This is a genomic window from Nesiotobacter zosterae (assembly GCF_033843645.1).
In the GTDB taxonomy this organism is placed as follows: Bacteria; Pseudomonadota; Alphaproteobacteria; order Rhizobiales; family Stappiaceae; genus Pseudovibrio; species Pseudovibrio zosterae.
The window spans coordinates 195,428-216,680 of record NZ_JAWXVZ010000003.1 but is presented as its reverse complement, the minus strand read 5'-3'; the positions used below and the strand labels follow the sequence as shown (position 1 = coordinate 216,680).

Genomic DNA, 21,253 nt, shown 5'->3' with positions numbered 1-21,253 from the left:
CGTCTTTTTCTCCTAGTTCGTGTCGCTCTATGTCTGCCTTAGGTCAATGACAACGTCAAGACAATTACCTAGCGTTTTGAATATTTTTGCCGCCAACGAGATATTTTTCACAACTATCCCGAGATTTTAAGGTCAGCTTTTTCAATCAAAAAGCACTAATTGGCACATCACAGGGCGCACTGCATGCATCCGGGCCTATTTACAGGTGTAGTCTACCTGTTAGACTTAAGCTTTATTTGAGCTTTCGGCGGTGGACTTATGCAGGTTTTGGATGAAGCTATCACGACAGGCTACAGGGCCTTTGCCACACGAGAAGCTCACGGGCATTCGCCAACCTATGAGGCATGGGCCCTAAAGATCGCGGAGAGCTTTGAAGCTCATCAGTTTCTGCTGAACCTGCCGCCTGAGAAGCGCCAACCCAACCTTCTGTTTGCCGCCATCAGAGCTGTTACGGGCACCGTTCCAGAGGCCGATGACCTGCCGCGTCTGCTGCAAACCCAATCCGCTGACATTCGAGCTGTGATGGCAGCACGCATGACACAAACCAACGAGCCCAACCGTTGTGCTGTTCTGCTGCCACAGTTGTTGGCGCTTCCGCAGCCCCTTGCCTTGCTTGAAGTGGGGGCGTCGGCAGGCCTTTGCCTGCTGCCGGACTACTATGACTATGAGATTGGCGGCCGCAAACTTGCCGCGCCAAACCCGCAGGCGTCTGGCGTTCCCTCAGTCATGCTTCATTGCGAGGCACCAGAAGCCTATGAGCTGCCCTGTGCACACCTGGAGGTGGCGTGGCGCGCGGGCCTTGATCTTGCGCCCATAGACCTGAGAAGCGTTGAAGAAGCGAACTGGCTACGCACACTGGTGTGGCCAGAACAGACAGCGCGTCTGGAGCGGTTGAACGGCGCGATTGAGATCGCGCGGCAGATCAAGCCACCACTCCACAAAGGCGACCTTACTAAAGACCTGAACGGCCTGATGGAAACCGTGCCACCGGACGCGACGCTGGTGGTGTTCCATAGCGCCGTCTTGAACTATGTGCAGGATGCTGCGCAACGTCAGGCCTTTGCCGAGACAATGCTGGCTTCTGACGCCGTTTGGCTCAGCAATGAATCCCCGCGGGTTTATCCCTTCCATGAGGCTCATGGGCTGGATGCCCCTGCCCCCGGTCTGTTCCTGCTTTCCAAGAACGGCAAGCCCAAGGCTTGGACAGGGCCGCATGGCCAGTCCTACACACCGGTTTAGATCTCACCAGTTTCGACTGCAGCAAACTGGCACCAGTCCGGCAGCCTACCGCAAGCGCTTCGGACCGCAGAGAGCGTACCATGTTGATCCATAAAGGCTGAATGCTGCATATCATGAGGAGTAACTGGGCTTCTCGTCTGGACAAACGCCCTCCTGACAAATACTTTGCGCCAAAATACGTAGAGCGTCAGATCCTGCGCTGTCCCCTTCAAATCAAACGTTGAAATTCCATCATGCCAAAATCCAGATTTCCCATCGAGTGGGTTGAGCAGCACATGCCACGCACCCGCCGTTCGCTTGAGGCATTGCCAGACCTCGCCGGTGTCCGCCTTGCAATGAGCATGCATTTGGACATCAAGACCCTCCCCCTTGTGAAAGGGCTCGCCCGCAAAGGAGCAGAGCTTTACATCACCACATGCAATCCGACGACGGTACGCGATGATGTGGTGGAAGGCATGCGCAAGGCCGGAGCACAGGTTGAAGCGGGCGAAGGCATGAGCGATGCGGACTGGCAGTCGGCCATTGCAGGCGGTCTTGACTGGGGCCCAACCCACTTCAGTGAAATGGGGTCGGACTACACCCACTATCTGATCGCCAACGGCCTCGCGTTTCCTGAGATCAAAGCAGGCCTTGAGGCGACTGGCTCTGGCATCAACCGTTTGCAGGGCAAGCTCCCGCCTTGGCCGATTTTCAACTGGGACGATGTTCCAGTGAAGGAAGGCTTGCACAACCGCCATATGGTGGGCCTGACAACATGGCATGCGTTCTATAACGCAACCTTGGTCAGCCTGCACGAAAAGCGGGTGCTGGTGGTTGGCTACGGCACGGTTGGCCAAGGGCTGGCCGCAAGCGCAAGGGCCTATGGTGGCACCGTGATGGTTGCGGAAGTCGATCCCGCCCGGCTGCTTCAGGCTCGATATGACGGATGGCAAACAGGCACGGTTGAGGAACTTGCGCCCCATGCCGATGTCATTGTCACCGGGACTGGCGCGCATCACGTGCTGCCCGGAGACGTGATTGCAAAGCTAAAAGACGGCTGCTTCATTCTCAATTCCGGTCACAAGATCGATGAGATTGACCTCAGCGCGTTCGGCGGCTGCCCTTCAGAAGAGCCCGTGCCGTTTGTCACCCGATACCGCCTCGCCTCTGGCGCACATGTGCATCTGTTTGCAGGTGGGGCCATGGCGAACCTGACGGCTGGCGAAGGCGACAGCCTCAATGCCTTTGACCTGACCCTTGCCATTCTGGCTGAAGGGATCGGCCATATTCTGGGTGAAGGTGAAAGGGCCGAACATGGTGTGCACCTGTTGCCCCGTTCTGTGTGGTCGCGGGCCTGCCCGGACGCCTAATTGGCCCTTGAAGCCAAGACGCGCTTCAAACCCTGGAGAATACGGCCCTGCCATTTATGGCGGGGCTTTTTTTGTGGTGCTCTGATCTGGTTCACGGAGCAAGCCGAAAACCGCGGGCAGCATCGCACGCAATGCAATCATGGTTCGTTGCCGTTTCTTGCACAAACAAATGTCCTGCTTCGCCCGGTACCTCAAAACAAATCACCACCTCCTTGAGCTTATTGAAGATCTGGCGAGTGGGTGATTTGCCCCTTCCCGAGCAGCTGCCGGTTAACTGATTTGGCTTTTCCCGCTTCTTCAGGCTGTTTATATTTACCAGTTCCACGCCTTGGACAAAAAAATATGCGGCGATCAGCTCTGCAATTTGCAAGCGAGTTGAGACGCACTTAAGCAATCAGAAACTTTTGACCCAAGGTATCCCAAGGCTAATAGTTAACCGGCTTTAACTTAATGGCGCTTCTTTGAAAGTCTAAATAAACCGTTGAATCCATTAAAATAAAAGAATTTCGACGTTTACCTCCGATTTACCATATCCGGTAACCATAAGCCTCAAGATTTGCGTGAGGTAATGCGTCGCAATGAGAGTACAGCGTACCGGGGTGTCCATGGCGGCACCCCACCATTCATCAAAGCCGGATTGGCTCGACACCATCATCAAAGGGGACTGTGTAGCGGCCCTTAACAAGCTGCCAGCACACTCTGTTGATCTTGTCTTTGCTGATCCTCCATACAACCTTCAGCTTGGCGGAGATCTTCATCGGCCAGACCATTCAAAGGTGGACGCCTGTGACGATCATTGGGACCAGTTTGCTAGCTTCGAGGCGTATGACGCCTTTACGCGGGCTTGGCTCCTCGCCGTCAAACGTGTTCTGAAGCCTAATGGCTCACTCTGGGTCATCGGCTCCTATCACAACATTTTCCGCGTCGGCTCGGTTCTGCAGGATCTGGGATACTGGATCAACAACGATGTCGTGTGGCTGAAGACGAACCCAATGCCGAACTTCCGTGGCAAGCGGTTCACCAATGCACACGAGACGCTGATTTGGGCGACCCCCAACCAGAACAGCAAGCCAACGTTCAACTACGATGCCATGAAGACGTTCAACGACGACGTCCAGATGCGTTCAGACTGGGTTCTGCCGCTCTGTACGGGTCACGAACGCCTGAAAGACGAAAACGGCGACAAGGTCCATCCGACCCAGAAGCCGGAGAGCCTCCTGTATCGCGTATTGCTCTCCACTTCGAACCAGGGCGATGTGATCCTTGACCCGTTCTTCGGCACCGGCACCACGGGTGCAGTTGCCAAGAAGCTCGGCCGCCACTTCGTCGGCATTGAACGGGAAGACGCCTACATCAAGGCAGCTTCCGAACGCATCGACCGGGTTACCCCGGCAAACGATGACTTCCTGCAGATGACCAGGGGCAAGCGGGCTCAGCCTCGTGTGCCGTTCGGCAACCTGCTGGAAACCGGCCTTTTGAAACCGGGGGCAGAACTGACTGACGCCCGGGGCCGTTACAAGGCCACGGTTCGCGCCGATGGCTCGCTGATCTGCGGTGAGCACTCCGGTTCGATCCACAAGGTTGGCGCTCTTGTTCAAGGCCAACAAGCCTGCAACGGCTGGACTTTCTGGCACATCAAGCGCGGCACCTCGCTTGAACCCGTGGACGCCCTACGAGACATCGTCCGCTCAAACATGCCGCGCTAGATAACAACTTTATAATGGCCATATTGCCTTGCCCCGCCTCCCACTTGGGACGCGGGGCCTTTTTCTTTTTACGCCGGGCACTTGCAGGTTCTTCTTAAATTAGGTTTCACGCCTTACCGCAAAGCGCGTCTTCCTTAGCACTTGAGTATCGCGTTCACGCGATCACCTGCCCGCACCTTGCCGGCCTTCTGTCCCATGGGGAGGGCGTGGGTGATCTTCATCACTTGCGAGGAAGTTCCCAGCGATGTCTGTCAATCCGACACCCATTTCCGTCATCTCCATGGACAACCTGCTGTTTGGCACGATCCGCCTGACAGGGACGGGCTATGAAGCCCAGCAATTTCCCAGCCTTTACTTCATGGCGGACAACAACCGCTTTGTTCGGCTGCGCCCGTTTCACCGTTCAGGGTTTTGCATTGTGGATCGGCCAAGCCGTTTCATTTTCATCGAAGCGTCCTATGGCAATCCAAAGACGGCAGTCTACCAGTGTGAACTTGGTGACACCAAAGCGGGCATTCAGGCCACTTTGGAGGCCTTGCCTGTTACTCAGGTGCAAGCAAAACCGCAGAACCCCAGTGGCCTGAACCTTTATTATGTGACCGACGGCGCGTTCAACGGCACCATGTGGTTCACCTCCCCCACAACGCAAAACACGCTCTGCCCGGTGGTGGTGCGCGACTTTACCGATCGGACCCGCGCCCCCCATCTGGGTCATTCGCTGATCTCCAAGAATGCTCTGATTAATTTCTACAATGACAATTACCCCGGCTACCTGAACAAGTTGCTTGCCCTTGGCACCAAGGCCCAAAGCGTGACAGTTCAAATGGCAGACCAAACGCAGCAGACGTTCAACATCAGCTCCAACCTCAGTTACTTTCCTGAAGACAGTTTTGTTGATGCCAACGCCCAATTCCAATTCATCAGTGCGTTCATAAACGGCCTGTCCACGTGAGGCACGCCTTCTTCTCCTTCAAGATTGCGGAGTGTACAGAGCCATGCAGACACCAGTTCCCTTGATCAATCAAAACAACATTGTGTTTGGCACCGTAAGGCTGACGCCGACCAATGACATTGCCCCAAACCAGCTGCCGAGCATTTACTTCATGGATAATGGCGGGGCTTTTTTGCGCTTGCGCCCCTTGCACGTAGCCGGCTTTGGCATGTTTCCAAAACCCGCCCGGCACATTTCCCTCTATGCCCGCCCTCCCGGACAGGCGAACCCAAGCTTCTCCTTTTCGCCGGGCAACACCCGTGATGAAGTGTTGGAGTGGATGGACCTTTTGAACCACGTCACCGTGTTTGGCGGCATAGTGGAACGCATGCCTTCGGGCATTTACCTGCACTACCAAAACGTTCAGGGTCCGAACCTGCCAGCGGATGGCAATGCCCTACACATTCGCGACTACTCGCCGGGCCACCCGGAACGCTCGCACTGGGGCCATGCGGTGATCCGCGCACAGGAGTTGATTGCCTATTACAACAACACCTATCCGGGTTTGTTTGCCCACCTCATGAACCTTGGTGTGAACGCTCAAAGCCCGCTGTTCACCGTACAGCCTGCAATAGCGCCTCAAGTGACCTTGGTGACCGACGCCCAATACATGCCGCTGGACTGGTTTGAAGGTGACGCCAATGCGCAGCGCGCGGCCATGATCCAGTTCATCAGCAGCTTTGTGTGAGGAAGGACAAAAGGGCGCCCAGCTGGCGCCCTTTTGACGTTACTTGAACTGAACCAACGCCTTGCGTTTGCGGCCTACCGAAAGGGAAATGCGATCGCCAGTCCGAATATCGCCCTCTGAGATCTGCCGCTTTTCATCCAGAATGAGCGTACCGTTGAGTTTGACGCTGCTGCCTTGAACAAGACGGCGGGCCTCGCTGTTGGAGCCAGCAAAGCCAATTTTCACGATCAGCTCCAGCAGGCCAATGCGGGTGCTGAGCAGCGCAAGCGGCAGTTCATGCGTTGGTTCTGTACCCTCATCATTGCCAGAGAACAGGGCCTCACCCTGCTCCATTGCAGCGCGTGCGGCCTCCGGCCCGTGAACAATGCTGGTGACTTGTGTTGCCAGTATCTTCTTGGCCTCGTTCAGCTCCTGCCCTTCCAGCTTGGAGAGGCGGCCGATTTCTGCCAAGGGCAGATCGGTGAACAGCTTGAGGAAGCGGACCACGTCCCCATCTGCCGTATTGCGCCAGAATTGCCAGAAGCCGAAGCTGGATAACCGCTCGGGGCTAAGCCAGACGGCACCGTCGGCGGTTTTGCCCATCTTGGATCCAGAGGCGGTGGTGAGAAGCGGGAGGGTAAAACCGAAAAGTTGCTTTCCTGCGCGCCGTCCCAGGTCAACGCCGTTGACGATGTTGCCCCATTGATCAGACCCACCAATTTGTAAAACACAGTCGAACCGCTTGTTCAGCTCCACAAAATCCACTGCCTGAAGCATCATGTAACAGAACTCCAGAACCGACAGGGGCTGCTGTGCTTCCAGCCTGGACCGCACGCTGTCGAAGGTCATCATGCGGTTGACGGTGAAGTGGGTGCCGAACTCGCGCAGGAACTCCAAAAAACGGAACTCGTCCAACCAGTCGGCATTGTTTGCCATACGGCCTTCGCCCTCTGACAGGTCAAACAGACGCTCTACTGTGGCGCGGATACCGTTGAGGTTATGCTCAATCTGGGCGTCATCCAGCATGGGACGACTTTCACTGCGAAAGCTTGGGTCGCCAATGCGCGTGGTGCCACCGCCAACCAGAAGAATGGGCTTGTGATCCAGTTTCTGAAGCCAGCGCATGGCCATGAGCGGCAGCAAATGCCCCACATGCAGGCTGTCTGCGGTGGCGTCAAAACCAGCGTACGCGGTGATGGGACCTTCCATGAGGCGCGCATCCAGCGCTTCCAGATCTGTGCATTGGTGCAGAAAGCCGCGCTCGATCAGAAGCTGGAGGGCCTCCGATTTGGGACGAAAGTTCCGGCTGTTGTCGATGGTGGTGTGAATGGTCATTTTCAGGTCTCCTGTTGCCACGCAGGGGCCCAAAAATGAACAAGCCGCCTGGCGGCGGCTTGGTTGTTCAGTTGATGCTTTTTGTCATGAGCACGATCGAACACAAGCCGCAGGTATGTGGCTTGCGTAGTAATAAACAGAGGTGATCATGAACTGCATCTGGGTCATACCAATTTGATAGCGAGGACCTGCAGAGAAAGTCAAGAGACTTTCTCTCAGGTTCTATTGCAAAAAGTATAACCTACTGTTTGAACTCAGCAAAAAGGCCCGGCAACTGGTGCATATGATCGAAGATCAGCACCGGATTCTGGTCCGCAAGCTGTTTGTGAAGGCGCTCTCCGCCGTGTGTCGCGCCTGTAAACCCAAAGCAGTGCATGCCTGCTGCATGGGCGCCCTGCATGCCGCGCGGGCTGTCTTCAATGACCAGACAGCGGTTCGGCTCGGTCTTCATCAGCTCGGCTGCACGCAAGAAAACGTCCGGAGCCGGTTTGCCCCGCGCCACGTCCTGCGCAGACACGATCTTGCCTTCAAACCGGTCATAAAGACCCGTGTGAGAAAGGCCGAATTTCAGGTGGCGGTGAGACGCCCCAGAAGCAATCGCCATCGGCATGTGGTCCAGTTCCGCCAGTGCTTCATGAACACCGGCAACAGCCTGAAGCTCTCGTTCAAAAATCTCAAAGACCCGCTCATAAAGGCGATCGAAGGCCGGGTGCCCCGACACATCACGTCCCAGCTCAGCTTCCAGTGCCACGAACAAGTCACGGCCTGTCATGCCCGTAAAGCGATCGATGACGCCCTGCGCATCAATTTTCAGTCCGACTTCCCGCAGGCACTCGGCCTCTGCCTCAGCGGACAGATGCTCACTATCAATCAGGCAGCCATCGCAGTCCCAAATGATCAAATCAACCATGATCTTTACGTTCCTTCAGTTAGTCCTTGGCTCCCGTGCGGCACCCTACGCAGACACACCCTGCCCCGCAAATGAAATTCTGTTTCAACACGTTACGCAGCTTGTCCCCGGCGATGACAATGCCCCCTCATTTGTTTGGGACGACGCCCCCGAACCAGCTCCGTAATCTCCAGAAGGGAAGTGGGAGGAGCAGCAATGCAGCTTGAGGTGTTGAAGAGTACCCAGCGTGAAGGCACCATCCGCAACGGCCGCCAAGTGCTGTTGCAATTGAAGGGCAAGACCGGGAACCAATTGTTTCAATATGCAGCCGGGAAATACCTTTCTCAGCAGATAGATGCAGAACTGTTGGTTTATCAGGATGCCAAGGATGTTGGCACCATTCCCAACACCCTGCTGCACTTTAAAACCCAAGCGCGGCTGGCCAGTCAGCAGGACCTGAGGCGCTGTTTCTGGCCAGCGAGCAAGCCGCGCGGGCAAAAACATCGGCTGTGCCGTGAGTTTCTGGCCGGGTATGCGCAGCGGTTTATAGAGGATGAACTGCCCACCTCTCTCGCGTTACCGCAGCCAATGACGCGCCCGCTGCACCTCTCCGGGTTCTTCCAGAATTTTGAAGCTGCGGATGCTCTTGGTGCCTCATTGCGACAAGACCTGATCTTGAAGACCGAGATGGCACCGCAGCGACGTCATATCCTTCATCAGATTCGCTCTGGGCCTAGCGCCGCGCTGCATATCCGCAGGGGGGATTATCTGGAGCCTGCGCACCAGGAGGCATTCGGCTCCTGCGATCTTTCCTATTACACGCAGGCCATCACTTTGTTACGCAACACCTACGGTGTGAACACCTTCTACCTTTTCAGCGATGATCCTGAGTGGGCACGGGCGCATTTGGGCGGCAAGAGGTACATCCAGATCGTCGCACCTCTTGGCGACCACCGGGACCATGAAGACATTCTGCTGATCGCAGCCTGCGATCACGCCGTGATCGCGAACAGCTCCTTCAGCTGGTGGGGGGCCTACCTGAACCGGTCTCCCCGCAAGGTCGTTATCGCGCCAAAGATATGGTTTCGCGATGGCTCCATTGATGAAGACCGGTTGTTGCCGCCGACATGGCTTCGGCTTTGATCGAGCCCCCACCAGTGGCTCCTCCCATTTCTGACTAGTGGCTTCGGGCGGAGGACGCTTTTTCGCAAAGCTCCTATCCTTCCATCTGACAAAGGAGACGGACCATGTCATTACTGGCAGATCACACAATGAAGAGACCCGGAAAAGCGACGGGGCCCTATATCATTGTGCGACTGCGCGGAGGCATCGGCAATCAGTTCTTCCAATATGCCATTGGTCGGAAGGCCGCACTGGAAACGGGTAGCCAGTTGCGGTTTGATATAACGGAATACTCCCTGTACCCGGAGCGGCGCTATGCATTGGAGCACTTCAACGTGGCGGGGGATGTGGCCCAGCACGAGGAATGCGCCAGTGTGCTGTGGCCCGCAAAGGAGTTTGGCCGCACCGCCCAGCTTCTGCGCAAGGTTTACCCGTTCTACAAGAGCCGCTGCGCCCATGAGAAGGATTGGGCCTATGCGCCCGACGCGCCGCGGATTTCCCGCAATACCTATCTCGATGGGTACTTCCAACGGGCGCTGATCCCTTTGAGCATCCAAAATACGCTGCGCCGGGATTTGAGCTTGAAGCGTCCGTTCGCACTTTCTCGTCAAAAGACCCTCAGCCACATTGAGCGGGCGCGGAGCGTCTCCCTGCACATCCGCCGCGGCGACTATCTGAAGCCGCAGAATCTTGCCAGCTATGGCCTCTGCAGCCCGGACTACTATCTGGAAGCCAAGAAGCGCATGGAGCAGGACATGCCCGGAGCGCAGTTTTTCGTCTTCACCGATGATCCGTGCTGGGCCAAGGACTTCTTCAAGACATCAGGCAATCTGCGCGTTCTGGAGCCACAACCGGATGGCAAGGACCATGAAGACCTGATGCTGATGTCCAGATGCCAGCACCATATCATTGCAAACAGTTCTTTCAGCTGGTGGGCCGCGTTCCTGAACCCCTCCAAGGAGAAGCGCGTTATTGCGCCCAAGCAATGGTTCAAGGCAGCCAATCAAGGGGCTGACCACCTGATGCTGCCAAGCTGGATTCTGCTTTAGGTTAACTCTGTTTCCAACACGGCGTCGAGTTCTTCAAGCACCTGATGCGGCACTTCGAAATGCTGATGAGACTGCCCCTCTCCGCAAACGAGAGGTGTGTAGCGATGCCCTTTCAACGTGGCCAGCCACATGTAGGCGCTCTGAATGTAATCACTGGAGAACAGTTCCACCACATGGCATCGGCCCGCCTGCGTAAACACCAGATTGGAGAGGGCCGCCCCATGGGCGCTGACAATCATCTCCGCCTCGCTGAAGGTGCGCACCTGCGTTGCATGATCCATCTCTCCGGGGCACACCACCTCAAAACCGAGCATGGTCAGCCTCAGGATCAGCTCGTTCTCGTTCAAGATATGACGAATTTTAGCGTCCTTGCGCGACAGGTAGAGCCGGCGATGTGGCCTCCCACTTGCTACAATGCCATAGGCCGCTCGAAAGGTGGCGGCCAGCTTTTCGATGGCGCGTTCGCTGAAGGGGGCCCGGTATTCGCAGTTCTGTGCTTCATCGATATGAAGCAGCTCGTCGCACACGATGCGTTCACGCTCCTCAACCACCTCAAGACGAAGCTGCGGATAGAGTGAGGTGAGATGCGCATAGGCAGCCAACTGATAGGATGCCAGTTCAGGGCGCACCAGAACCGTGATTGCATCGAACCGATGGGCGTGACGCTCCAGCGCCACCAGAAGCGGGTACAGGCCATCCATGATGAAGTGGTAGTAGTGCTTGTGACCCCGTCGCATGCCGAGGCGGTTGATCACAAGCCCTTCAACCTTTCGGGTCACCAGCCGTTGAAACTTGGTTGTGTTCCGGGCGATGCTCTGGATCTGGGCACCAACCTCAATGAGGACCGTTGAGCCACTGTGCCCAAGCACGTAGCACGGCCCCAAACGATAGAAGCTGATCTCCGCTCTGCCCTTCAAGGTGATGGGCAGCGGGTAGCGGGACTGCTCCAGCGCACCATGGGCTTGGAGAAAATCAACACGGTCAGCGGGCATGGAACAGGTGCTCTGCTCCACAAAGCGCTCCAAAAGTTTGCTTTCAAGAAGCTGCCGCGAGGCTTCAGCGGGGAAGAAATTAAAGGCACGGCCAAGCTTTGGCCATCTGCTGGCCAGTTGGGATTGCACGGCAAACCTCATTTGCCGTGAAGTTGGAATATTTCGCCGCCACCATGGTGCCCGCCGCATGTCATCGCCCCCTGTTCCCGCAGTCAGTGTTACTCGGGCGATAGGGGCAAGAACATCCTTTAAAACAGGTGGTTCGGGCGCGACGAGAAGCCCATCAAACAAAAGAAAACCCCGGAGGAGGCTCCGGGGTTCTGTTGTCATTCAGCAGCAGCCTTTGGCTCCACGTCAGTGGGCGTCGGCGGCGTCCATCTCAAGATTGGCTTACGCGCTGCCTGCGTCTCATCCAGACGGCGGCGCGGGGCCAGATATGGAGCACCTTCGAACCGCTGCGTCTCGCCCCGCTTTGCGCTCATGACCAGATCGCGCAGTGTAGCAACGAACAAGTCCAGCGAGGCAAGGCTCTCGGACTCGGTTGGTTCGATGAGCATGGCCCCATGCACAACCAGCGGGAAGTACATGGTCATCGGGTGATAGCCCTCGTCGATCATGGCCTTAGCGAAGTCCAGCGTGGTAACGCCTGTGTCCTTCAAGAAGGTATCGTCGAACAGCACTTCGTGCATACACGGGTTCTCGCCATATGGCAGGGTCATCAGGTCCTGAAGGCCCACTCGCACGTAGTTGGCATTCAGCACTGCATCTTCCGAAGCCTGCTTGAGGCCATCCGAGCCGTGAGAGAGCATGTAGCTGAGCGCCCGAACGAACATGCCCATCTGGCCATGGAAGGCGGTCATGCGACCGAACGGCACTTCCCCCGGCTCAAGCTGGGTCTCTGTCTCGACCACTTCCAGTGCATCGTCCTTCTGCCGGATGAACGGCAGCGGTGCATACGGCGCCAGGCGCTCGGAGAGCACCACCGGACCGGAACCCGGGCCACCTCCACCATGGGGGGTGGAGAAGGTCTTGTGCAGGTTGATGTGCATGGCATCAACGCCCAGATCACCCGGCTTGGCCTTGCCGACGATGGCGTTAAAGTTCGCGCCGTCGCAGTAGAAGTAGGCACCTGCCTCATGGATGGCATCTGCGATTGCGATTATGTCCGGCTCGAACAGACCGCAGGTGTTCGGGTTGGTCAGCATCAATGCCGCCACCTTGCCCTCATTCTCCTTGATCTTTTCGATCACAGCAGATGGGTCTACGGTGCCGTTGTCGCGGGCCGGGATGGACACCACCTTGAAGCCCAGAAGCGCGGCAGTTGCCGGGTTTGTGCCATGGGCACTTTCCGGCACCAGCACGATGGAGCGGTCCTCGCCCTTTTCCATGATCGCCTTCTTGATGGCCATCATGCCGCACTGCTCACCATGGGCACCGGCCTTCGGGCTCATGGCCACAGCAGAAGTGCCGGTCAGCTTCATCAGCCAGTCCGCAAGCTCGGCAATCACCTCAAACGCGCCCGGCACAGTGGAGACCGGCTGGAGAGGATGCACATCTGCAAAGCCCGGCACACGCGCCATCTTTTCGTTGAGACGCGGGTTGTGCTTCATTGTGCAAGAGCCCAGCGGATATAGCCCGCTGTCGATTGCGTAGTTGTTGCGGGACATACGCACATAGTGGCGCATGGTTTCCGGCTCTGACAACGCTGGAAGGTCCAGACTGCTCTGGCGCGCATGGCTGCCAAGGCGCGGGGTGAACTCTTCCGGCTCATCCAGATCAACGCCGCAAATGTCGGAGCGGCCAACCTCAAAGATCAGCGGCTCTTCCATGTTCAGCGCCTTGTTGCCCGTAAACGTGGTGTGCACGGGCGCGTCGGCTTTGCCCGGTGCGGTTGGGCGTCCTTGTGTGTTCATGCTCATGGCAATTCCTCACCCACTTGGTCGCGTCTTGCGTAATCATCGACAACGTCAAACAGTGCGTTGACGGTCTGCGCCACAAGAGCGTTCCGTTTTGTCTCGTCCAATTGTGCAATCACTGCTGAAAGCTCTACGGAGGTGTTCACGTAGTCCACTTCCAGCAGCTCGGCGACACGCTCATAGGTGTCGTGGCCTGCCGGGCCCAGCTCGCGCCAGTTCTCATGAAAAACAGTTTCATGCAGAACTTCGGCAAGGCGCATGGACAGGTCATCTTTGCCTGTGATGAGTTTCACGGCCAGATCGTTGGCCAGAGGCCGAAGGATCTCCGAGAAATGGCTCATCCAAGCACCTCCTTGAGCGCCTCAACAAAGGCTGCGCGGTCCTCATCCGTGTTCACTTCCGTGGAAGCGACAACGATGAGGTTTTCCAGCTCGCTTTGACCCGGCTCAAGACGTGAGACCGGCAGACCGCCGAGCACGCCGTTCACCGCCAGAGCTTCGATCACGTCATTGGCGTTTGCAGGAACCTTGATGGTGAACTCGTTGAAGAAGGCCTCGTTCAGCACCTCCACACCGTCCACTGCGGCCAGCGCATCCGCCAACTTGATCGCGTTGGCGTGGTTGATGCGGGCAAGACGGGAGAGACCTGTACCGCCCAAAAGGGTCATGTGAATGGAGAAGGCCAGACAGCACAGACCGGAGTTGGTGCAGATGTTGGAGGTCGCCTTGTCGCGGCGGATGTGCTGCTCGCGGGTGGACAGGGTCAGCACGAAGCCACGCTTGCCTTCCGCATCCACCGTTTCACCGCAGACGCGCCCCGGCATGTTGCGCACATACTTCTGGCGCGTGGCGAACAACCCAACGTAGGGGCCACCGAAGGTGAGCGGATTTCCAAGGGACTGGCCTTCACCGACCACAATGTCCGCACCCTGTGCTCCGGGGCTTTCGATCAGGCCCAGCGACACCACTTCCGTGAAGACAGCGATCAACAATGCCTTGTGTTGATGCGCCTTGTCCGCAATCGGCTTCAGGTCAATGAGCTGACCGTAGAAGGATGGCGACTGCACCACGACGCAGGATGTTTCATCATCGATCTGAGCAAGGATGTCCTCAGTGCCCATGGGGTCGGCTGGCAGAGACACAACTTCGCCCCCCGGCAGCTGACTTGTGATGCCCTCTACCACTTCCCGGTATTGCGGGTGCAGGCCACCAGACAGAACCGCCTTCTTCTTGCGGGTCACACGGTGGGCCATAAGCACTGCTTCAGCTGTTCCGGTGGAGCCGTCATACATGGAGGCGTTGGCCACTTCCATGCCGGTCAGCTCTGCCACCTGCGTCTGGAACTCGAAGAGCGCCTGCAGGGTGCCCTGTGTGATTTCCGGCTGGTAAGGCGTGTAGCTGGTCAAAAACTCCGAGCGCTGGATCAGGTGATCCACTGTTGAGGGCACATGGTGCTTGTAAGCCCCTGCTCCCACAAAGAACGGCACGGAGCTTGCGCTTGTGTTTTTAGAGGCCAGCTTGTTGAGGTGGCGTTCCACTTCCATCTCGCTCTTGCGGCGAGGCAGGTTTTCCAGCTCTTTCAGCCGGGCAGATTCTGGGATGTCTGCGAACAACTCATCAATGGTGCCAACGCCTACTTGCGCCAACATGTTCGCGCGATCGCTATCCGAAAGCGGGAGATACCGCATAGACCCTCTCTTGCAAAGGTAACACTAGAAGCACCGGGGCTGCCGGGTTTACCGGCAGCGGATCCACTCAAGACCGTTATAGGGTCTCCACGTATGCCTTGTAGGCTGCTTCATCCATAAGGCCTTCAAGCTGGCCCTTGTCAGAAAGCTTGATCTTGAAGAACCATGCTGAGTTTTCAGGGTCTTCGTTGACCTTTCCTGGCTCCTCAACCAAGGCTTCGTTGCCTTCGACAACTTCACCGTCAACCGGCACGTAAACCTCACTGGCTGCCTTTACGGATTCAACCACTGCTGCTTCGTCCCCCTTGGAAAGGGTCTTGCCGTTTTCTGGAAGTTCAACGAAAACCACGTCGCCCAGCTGGGCCTGTGCGTAGTCGGTGATGCCAACAGTTGCCACATCGCCTTCTACTTTGAGCCACTCATGGTCCTCTGAAAAATAGGTGCTCATTGGTTTGCAGTCCTCTCGTCTGGATCGTCAATCGAAACAGGTGCCAGCGTCTTTAAGTTGGCTGGTCCCTTTATTTTGGTTTTCTGTAATAGCGCTGAGGCACGAACGGCGTTGTGGTCACGGTCGCGGGCAGTTCTCGCCCACGGACCACAAGGGCCAGTTCTGTCCCCACCTCGCTGAATTCGGTTGGTACATATCCCATGGCAATGGGCGCGCCCAAGGTTGGTGCAAAGCCGCCAGAGGTCACGGTTCCGATGGCCTCGTCACTGCCCGGCACACGAATTTCCGCGCCTTCGCGGGCTGGCGCGCGTCCATCAATCTTCAATGCAACACGCTTGCGCTTCGGCCCTTGCGCAAGTTCCTTCAAAATGCGCGCACCACCAGGGAAGTCTCCGGCTTCCTTGCGGCGCTTTTGCATGCAGAAGGTGATGTCGCCCTCAACCGGCGACGTGGTCTCGTCAATGTCGTGGCCGTAAAGGCACAGCCCCGCTTCAAGACGCAGGCTGTCGCGGGCTCCTAGGCCAATGGCCTCGACCCGCTCGTCGGCAAGCAGAGCCTTTGCTACCGCTTCTGCTGCGCCCGCTGGAACGGAAATTTCGTAGCCGTCTTCCCCAGTGTAGCCGGAGCGAGACACGTGAACAGCAACCCCGTCAAACTCCATGGACGCAACGGACATGAAGCCCAGTTCTGCCGCTTCTGGCGCATGCAAGGCCATCACTTCTGCCGCCTTTGGGCCCTGAAGGGCAAGCAGCGCCTTGTCCTCATATGTTTCCAGTGAGATGCCTTCCGGCAGGCGAGCGCGGATCACATCATAGTCCACCGACTTGCGCGCTGCGTTTACAACGAGCAGCAACTCACCTTCACGGGATGGTTCGGCCGGACGGGACACCATGAGATCGTCAATGATGCCGCCTTCGCCATTTAGCAGAACGGTGTAGCGCTGTTTCCCGGCCTTGAGCTCCTTGATGTTGGAAGGCACGAGGGTTTCAAGAAAGGTGGCAACCGTGTCGTGGTCTGGCCCCTTGAGGGCGGCCTGCCCCATGTGAGAGACATCAAACAGACCTGCGGCATCGCGGGTGTGAAGGTGCTCCTTCATGATGCCGAGGGGATACTGGACCGGCATGGCATAGCCTGCGAAGGGAACCATTTTCCCACCGAGTTCCACATGCAGGTCGTAAAGGGGGGTCTTCAAAAGGTCTGTGGTTTGTTCAACCATGGTTGTCCTCGACTAAACAGAGCGCAAGCAAATCCGAACCTTTCTGTTGAAAAGCCCGTGTGCGCCCCCTCTGTCCTGACAACCTGAGAGATTTCCCGAGCGCGAAACCTGTTGGCTCGCGCCCGATTACTCCTTCGGTGAGGCTCCCCCCGGCACATGCCGAAATTGCCTGCTTTCCAGAGTGCTGCTTACCAAGCGGTCCTGCGGCCTGAGAGTTTCCGGGGCGGTTGCTCCTTCGGCGTCGCCTGCTATCACCTAAGGTGACCTAGCGATCTCTCCCGCTTGGGCGGTTATAAGTCCTGTCAGACCGGCCTTTCACCGCTGACAAGTGAGCCTGACAAGACACGCAGCCGACGTCCCGTCAAGGTCCCAGACCTCAGGGCGAAGCTAAGTAGTTCGCCTGAGACCTGATATCTCTGTAACCTGTTTTTTACTTCTCGTCGAATCCAAAAATGACCTTGTAGCCCGGCTCATCAGGAAGGACGATGCCCTCCTCAACCAGCGTCCAGCCTTCACTTGGAGAGCCTTCACCCAACGTCACCGGAACACGGAACAGATTGGAGTAAACGGTCTTTTCTTCATCATCACCGGAAGAAACAATCGCAACGCGGATTGGAAGCAGCAGTTCGCCGCCTTTCCATGCAGGGCCCGGTGTCACGCGACCGGCCAGTCCGAGCTTCATGGACGCTTGATCTTGCGCATCGGAACAGGTGCGCGCCCATTCAACCAAGGTTGCCTGGTAGCGCAGACCACGCGGGTCATCCTGCTTGCCGCGCGCATATTCCTGAATGATTGTTGTGCCGTTTAGCGGCTCCAGACGCGGACAGAAATCGGATACGTTAAAGACCGAAAAGTCCACATCAGGCATGTTTTCATTCTGTGCTGCCGGGGCTGGACCTGCTGAACTCGCGCTTTCAAGCTCGTCATCACCACCGCCCATGACACCACAGGCGGCCAGACCAGCGCTGACCACGGCAATCATGGATGCGGTTTTGGCTTTACTTAAAAAGCCCCCGGTAAACGCCTTTCCCACCATGCGAATCCCATATATTTCATCGAAAAACTGAAGGTTCTATAGCAGGCAAAACGGTTGTTTGCACGCCAGTTGGCGTTTTTCCGCCAAATCACCAAGGGTTTCTGTTGAACACTGGGGCAACAGACACGCTGGATTTAACCGGTTAGGCCTTGCACAGGCCCCACTGAATGACATATTCGTCAAAACACGTCATTCTCTAAAGCAAGGCAAGCTGATGCAGGGCGAGACCGCTACCAAACCTCATCTGAAAATCCTTTTGTGCGCGCCGCGCGGCTTTTGCGCCGGTGTGGATCGCGCCATCCAGATTGTGGAGCTGGCCCTGCAGAAGTATGGCGCGCCGGTTTATGTGCGTCATGAGATCGTCCATAACAAGTTTGTGGTGGAGTCGCTGCGCAACAAGGGCGCGGTGTTCGTTGAAGAGCTGGATGAAATCCCCGTAAAGGATCGCCCGGTAATCTTCTCCGCCCATGGTGTGCCGAAATCCGTGCCGGAAGCGGCCCAGCAGGCCAACCTTTTCTACCTTGATGCAACCTGCCCGCTGGTTTCCAAGGTACACAAGGAAGCGATGATCCATAACAAGCGTGACCGTGAAATCCTCCTGATTGGCCATGCAGGCCACCCGGAAGTCATCGGAACCATGGGACAGCTGCCAGAGGGCGCAGTCACCTTGATCGAAACTGATGAGGATGCACGCAGCTACCAACCGAAGACCGAGAAGCAGCTCGCCTGGATTTCGCAGACAACTCTGTCAGTGGACGATACTGCGGAGATCGTCCGCATCCTGAAGGAACGTTTCCCGGATATCGCAGAGCCCCACAAGGACGACATCTGCTACGCCACCACCAACCGTCAGGAGGCCGTGAAGCACATCGCGCCCATGTCCGACGCCGTTGTGGTGGTTGGCGCGCCAAACTCATCAAACTCCCAGCGCTTGCGAGAGGTCGCGGAGCGGTCCGGTTGTGAGAAGGCTGTCCTCATCCAGCGCGCTACCGATCTGGATTGGACTGATTTTGAGAGCATCTCAACCCTTGGCATCACCGCCGGTGCGTCTGCACCCGAAGTGCTTGTTGAGGAAATTGTTGATGCCTTCCGCGAGCAATTTGATGTCACGGTTGAAACGGTTACAACAGCCCGCGAGGATATAGCATTCAACTTGCCCCGCGAATTGCGCGATATGGGCGCTGCTGCAGAGTAACAAATGGCCGTTTATACCGAAGTTTCCGATGAGGAGCTGTCAGAGTTCATCGCACATTACAACGTGGGTGACCTGCTCTCCTTCAAAGGCATTGCCGAAGGTGTCGAGAACTCGAACTTTCTCGTTCACACCACAACGGGAAACTTCATCCTCACGCTCTACGAAAAGCGTGTGAACCCAGCGGACTTGCCGTTCTTCCTGGGCCTGATGCAACATCTTTCCAAGCGCGGCCTGAACTGCCCGACGCCACTGGTTCGTGACAACGGCGAAATGCTGGGCGAACTGGCGGGCCGCCCTGCTGCCATGGTTACCTTTCTGGACGGCATGTGGGTGCGCCGTCCGCGCATCGAGCACTGTGCTGAGCTTGGTGCGGGCATGGCGCAGATGCATCTGGCCGGAAGCGACTTTGACATGTCGCGCCCCAATTCACTTTCCGTTGATGGCTGGCAACCGCTGCTTGATGCAAGCCGCGACCGCGCCCATGAGGTGATGGAAGGCCTTGCCGAGGAGCTGACGGCAGAGCTGGAAGAGTTGAAGGCAAAGTGGCCAAGCGATCTGCCGAGCGGTGTGATCCACGCGGATCTGTTTCCCGACAACGTGTTCTTCCTTGGTCAGAAGCTCTCCGGTCTCATCGACTTCTATTTTGCCTGCACCGATGCTTTTGCCTACGATGTGGCAATCTGCCTGAATGCATGGTGTTTCGAGGTGGACGGATCGTTCAACGTGACCAAGGCCCGCGCCTTGCTTGATGGCTATCGCAGCCTGCGCCCTTTCACAACCGAGGAGTTTGACAGCCTGCCGCTGCTGTGCCGTGGTGCATCGCTTCGGTTCCTGTTGACGCGCCTTTACGACTGGCTCAGTGTTCCTGCAGGGGCGCTGGTGGTGCCAAAAGATCCAATGGAATACCTTCGCAAATTGCGTTTCCACCGCGACGTGACGAGCGCGCAGGCATACGGACTCGATCAATGAGCGCAGACACACGGGTGCAAGCCTGGACTGATGGCGCATGCTCTGGCAACCCGGGCCCCGGCGGCTGGGGTGTTCTATTGCGTTTTGGTGAGCACGAAAAGGAGCTGTGCGGCGGCGAGCCCGGCACCACGAACAACCGTATGGAGTTGCAAGCTGCGATCAACGCCCTGCGCGCACTGAAGCGCCCGGTCACCATCGACATCTACACTGACAGCTCCTACGTGAAAAACGGCATCACCCAATGGATGCACAACTGGAAACGCAAGGGCTGGCGCACTGCGTCCAACTCTCCAGTGAAGAACGCGGACCTGTGGCAAGAGCTCGATACAGCCGCCAAACTGCATGATGTGACGTGGCATTGGGTCAAAGGCCATGCCGGCCACGAAGAAAACGAGCGCGCAGATGCACTTGCACGGGCGGGAATGAAGCCTTATCAAGGCAAAAATGCCAAGAATCTCAAGGATGACGAGTGATGACAGGTCCGCTTCCTACGCCTGATGTGCAAGGCAGGACCCAAACGCCACCCGAGTTTACGCGCCGCATTCTCATACTCGCCAACCCGACTGCAAGTCACTTCAAAACTCAGACCCTTTCTGAGATCGTGACGCGGCTTGAAGCTATTGGCAGCAAAGTAGAGCTTCGCTTGACCCGCCATGTGGGTGAAATTGCCGAAACCTGTGCTCACCCGGAACTTGATGTGGACATTGTCGCCGTTGCGGGTGGGGACGGCTCCATCAATGAGGCGGCGCAAGCGCTTCAGGAACGCGCGTTCAAACCCGCTTTGGCGATCATCCCCTTCGGCACAGCGAATGTGCTCGCCAGTGAGTTGAACATCCCAAGCAATCCCAAGGATTTGGCTCACCTTCTTGCCACCGGCAAGACCCGCAAGCTGCATCACGGCCTGGCGAATGGGCGCCCCTTCTACATCATGGCCTCCACTGGCTTTGATGCAGAAGTGGTGCATCTTTTGCCGCTACGCTTGAAACGGAAACTCGGCAAGCTCGCCTACATCAACACGGCGTTGCGCTTGGCATGGACACGTCGGCGCTGCATCTTCCGCGTGAAGACTGAAGGTGAAATGATCGAATGCCGAATGGTGATTGCCGCCAATGGAAAGCACTATGGCGGCCGCTACGGGCTGTTTCAGGAGGGCTCGGTGCTGGAAGACGGGTTGACCCTCGTCCTGCTGGCAAAGGACAACCCAGTGGCACTGATGCGTTATGGTATCCGGCTTTGGATGGGTACGTTGCACCGGGCCAAGGATGTCCAGATCCTGCAGACAAAGCAGGCCTACATTGAATCCTACAAGCCCGCAGCCGTCCAGATTGACGGGGAGCCCTATGGCGGAACGCCCTTGGAAATCACGGTAGGGCGAACAACCCTGCCCATCCTCGCAACGGCCTAAGACACACTAAAGAGGGACCGCTGAGGTCCCTTTCTAGTTTCT

21 protein-coding genes and 1 riboswitch are annotated in these 21,253 nt (G+C 57.0%); of the genes, 11 read left to right on the top strand and 10 right to left on the bottom strand.

What is annotated here, in order from left to right:
- Positions 1–258: 258 nt before the first annotated feature.
- Both Q3Y58_RS05695 and Q3Y58_RS05690 read left to right on the top strand, forming a co-directional pair.
- Positions 259–1,239 (top strand): DUF2332 domain-containing protein, encoded by a 981-nt coding sequence (locus tag Q3Y58_RS05695; protein WP_319621423.1) that lies wholly within the window; start codon positions 259–261, stop codon positions 1,237–1,239.
- A gap of 233 nt (positions 1,240–1,472) precedes the next feature.
- On the top strand, positions 1,473–2,588 hold the full coding sequence (locus Q3Y58_RS05690; RefSeq protein WP_319621422.1) for an adenosylhomocysteinase: 1,116 nt from the start codon (positions 1,473–1,475) through the stop codon (positions 2,586–2,588).
- Between the two features lie 91 nt (positions 2,589–2,679).
- Here Q3Y58_RS05690 and Q3Y58_RS05685 read toward each other — a convergent pair whose 3' ends face one another.
- On the bottom strand, positions 2,680–2,958 hold the full coding sequence (locus Q3Y58_RS05685; RefSeq protein WP_319621421.1) for a hypothetical protein: 279 nt from the start codon (positions 2,956–2,958) through the stop codon (positions 2,680–2,682).
- Between the two features lie 208 nt (positions 2,959–3,166).
- Here Q3Y58_RS05685 and Q3Y58_RS05680 point away from each other — a divergent pair, with 208 nt between their 5' ends.
- The 3 genes from Q3Y58_RS05680 to Q3Y58_RS05670 all read left to right on the top strand — a co-directional run bounded on the left by Q3Y58_RS05680 (position 3,167) and on the right by Q3Y58_RS05670 (position 5,973).
- On the top strand, positions 3,167–4,294 hold the full coding sequence (locus Q3Y58_RS05680) for a site-specific DNA-methyltransferase (protein ID WP_274219427.1): 1,128 nt from the start codon (positions 3,167–3,169) through the stop codon (positions 4,292–4,294).
- A gap of 244 nt (positions 4,295–4,538) precedes the next feature.
- On the top strand, positions 4,539–5,246 hold the full coding sequence (locus Q3Y58_RS05675) for a hypothetical protein (protein ID WP_274219428.1): 708 nt from the start codon (positions 4,539–4,541) through the stop codon (positions 5,244–5,246).
- 43 nt (positions 5,247–5,289) lie between these two features.
- Positions 5,290–5,973 carry a hypothetical protein gene (locus Q3Y58_RS05670; protein WP_274219429.1) on the top strand — a complete coding sequence of 228 codons (684 nt, stop codon included), beginning with the start codon at positions 5,290–5,292 and terminating at the stop codon, positions 5,971–5,973.
- 39 nt (positions 5,974–6,012) lie between these two features.
- Here Q3Y58_RS05670 and tyrS read toward each other — a convergent pair whose 3' ends face one another.
- Together tyrS and Q3Y58_RS05660 are read right to left on the bottom strand one after the other, a co-directional pair.
- Positions 6,013–7,287, bottom strand: coding sequence for a tyrosine--tRNA ligase (tyrS, locus tag Q3Y58_RS05665; RefSeq protein WP_319621419.1), 1,275 nt, complete (start codon positions 7,285–7,287; stop codon positions 6,013–6,015).
- A gap of 241 nt (positions 7,288–7,528) precedes the next feature.
- On the bottom strand, positions 7,529–8,197 hold the full coding sequence (locus Q3Y58_RS05660; RefSeq protein WP_319621418.1) for an HAD family hydrolase: 669 nt from the start codon (positions 8,195–8,197) through the stop codon (positions 7,529–7,531).
- Positions 8,198–8,392: 195 nt separating this feature from the next.
- On the opposite strand from Q3Y58_RS05660, the gene Q3Y58_RS05655 reads away from it, so the two are divergent.
- Positions 8,393–9,319 carry an alpha-1,2-fucosyltransferase gene (locus Q3Y58_RS05655; RefSeq protein WP_319621417.1) on the top strand — a complete coding sequence of 309 codons (927 nt, stop codon included), beginning with the start codon at positions 8,393–8,395 and terminating at the stop codon, positions 9,317–9,319.
- Positions 9,320–9,423: 104 nt separating this feature from the next.
- Positions 9,424–10,347: an alpha-1,2-fucosyltransferase gene (locus Q3Y58_RS05650; protein WP_319621414.1), complete on the top strand. Its 924-nt coding sequence runs from the start codon at positions 9,424–9,426 to the stop codon at positions 10,345–10,347.
- Here Q3Y58_RS05650 and Q3Y58_RS05645 read toward each other — a convergent pair.
- The 7 genes from Q3Y58_RS05645 to Q3Y58_RS05615 form a co-directional block, all read right to left on the bottom strand.
- Positions 10,344–11,468 (bottom strand): glycosyltransferase family 61 protein, encoded by a 1,125-nt coding sequence (locus Q3Y58_RS05645; protein ID WP_319621411.1) that lies wholly within the window; start codon positions 11,466–11,468, stop codon positions 10,344–10,346. The genes Q3Y58_RS05650 and Q3Y58_RS05645 overlap by 4 nt on opposite strands.
- Positions 11,469–11,665: 197 nt before the next feature.
- Entirely contained in the window at positions 11,666–13,258 is a 1,593-nt protein-coding gene (gene gcvPB / locus Q3Y58_RS05640) for an aminomethyl-transferring glycine dehydrogenase subunit GcvPB (RefSeq protein WP_319621409.1), read from the bottom strand.
- The gene (locus tag Q3Y58_RS05635) at positions 13,255–13,596 is read right to left on the bottom strand and encodes a hypothetical protein (RefSeq protein ID WP_274219436.1); all 342 of its coding nucleotides are present in this window, start codon (positions 13,594–13,596) and stop codon (positions 13,255–13,257) included. Before Q3Y58_RS05635 ends, gcvPB begins: the two co-directional genes overlap by 4 nt.
- The gene (gcvPA, locus tag Q3Y58_RS05630; RefSeq protein ID WP_319621406.1) at positions 13,593–14,942 is read right to left on the bottom strand and encodes an aminomethyl-transferring glycine dehydrogenase subunit GcvPA; all 1,350 of its coding nucleotides are present in this window, start codon (positions 14,940–14,942) and stop codon (positions 13,593–13,595) included. Before gcvPA ends, Q3Y58_RS05635 begins: the two co-directional genes overlap by 4 nt.
- A 76-nt stretch (positions 14,943–15,018) precedes the next feature.
- Positions 15,019–15,390, bottom strand: coding sequence for a glycine cleavage system protein GcvH (gcvH, locus tag Q3Y58_RS05625; RefSeq protein WP_274219438.1), 372 nt, complete (start codon positions 15,388–15,390; stop codon positions 15,019–15,021).
- Positions 15,391–15,460: 70 nt separating this feature from the next.
- The gene (gene gcvT / locus Q3Y58_RS05620) at positions 15,461–16,606 is read right to left on the bottom strand and encodes a glycine cleavage system aminomethyltransferase GcvT (protein ID WP_319621403.1); all 1,146 of its coding nucleotides are present in this window, start codon (positions 16,604–16,606) and stop codon (positions 15,461–15,463) included.
- Positions 16,607–16,792: 186 nt separating this feature from the next.
- Positions 16,793–16,897, bottom strand: a riboswitch (glycine riboswitch).
- Between the two features lie 139 nt (positions 16,898–17,036).
- Positions 17,037–17,642 (bottom strand): hypothetical protein, encoded by a 606-nt coding sequence (locus Q3Y58_RS05615; RefSeq protein WP_274219440.1) that lies wholly within the window; start codon positions 17,640–17,642, stop codon positions 17,037–17,039.
- A gap of 214 nt (positions 17,643–17,856) precedes the next feature.
- Here Q3Y58_RS05615 and ispH point away from each other — a divergent pair, with 214 nt between their 5' ends.
- From ispH to Q3Y58_RS05595, 4 genes are read left to right on the top strand one after another with little or no spacing between them, the layout of a single operon-like run.
- Complete coding sequence (gene ispH / locus Q3Y58_RS05610; RefSeq protein ID WP_319621402.1) at positions 17,857–18,837, top strand: 4-hydroxy-3-methylbut-2-enyl diphosphate reductase; 981 nt, start codon at positions 17,857–17,859, stop codon at positions 18,835–18,837.
- 3 nt (positions 18,838–18,840) lie between these two features.
- The gene (locus tag Q3Y58_RS05605) at positions 18,841–19,806 is read left to right on the top strand and encodes a homoserine kinase (protein WP_319621401.1); all 966 of its coding nucleotides are present in this window, start codon (positions 18,841–18,843) and stop codon (positions 19,804–19,806) included.
- Positions 19,803–20,279 carry a ribonuclease HI gene (gene rnhA / locus Q3Y58_RS05600; protein ID WP_274219443.1) on the top strand — a complete coding sequence of 159 codons (477 nt, stop codon included), beginning with the start codon at positions 19,803–19,805 and terminating at the stop codon, positions 20,277–20,279. The genes Q3Y58_RS05605 and rnhA overlap by 4 nt, the downstream gene beginning before the upstream one ends.
- Positions 20,279–21,211, top strand: coding sequence for a diacylglycerol/lipid kinase family protein (locus Q3Y58_RS05595; RefSeq protein ID WP_319621400.1), 933 nt, complete (start codon positions 20,279–20,281; stop codon positions 21,209–21,211). The genes rnhA and Q3Y58_RS05595 overlap by 1 nt, the downstream gene beginning before the upstream one ends.
- Positions 21,212–21,253 lie beyond the last annotated feature (42 nt).